We start from the raw sequence: 245 nt of genomic DNA on the forward strand, positions 1-245 counted from the left end.
CGACCCGGCGGCAGAGCATCCGTATCGCGTGCTTGACGGTGACCCGGTGCAGCGGGCCGAGGTCGGCGTTGACGACGAGGACGGCGTCCACCGGGCTCTCCCTTCACGATCGGCGGTACGGCGACGACGGGGACGCGCGGCGCGCGTCAGTCGTGCCCTCCGGGCCAGGGACCGTGTTCCCGGCAGCCGTCGCCGAGCAGCCACGACGTCATCGTGGTGGCGGATCGCAGCGACATGGACGGCTC

1 pseudogene is annotated in these 245 nt (G+C 72.7%); it reads right to left on the reverse strand.

The window, feature by feature from the left end:
* A pseudogene (locus F8279_RS30130) lies at positions 1–91 on the reverse strand (HNH endonuclease); the annotation flags it as partial.
* Between the last annotated feature and the right edge of the window lie 154 nt (positions 92–245).

The sequence above is a fragment of the Micromonospora sp. AMSO1212t genome (assembly GCF_008868145.1).
GTDB lineage: Bacteria > Actinomycetota > Actinomycetes > Mycobacteriales > Micromonosporaceae > Micromonospora > Micromonospora tulbaghiae.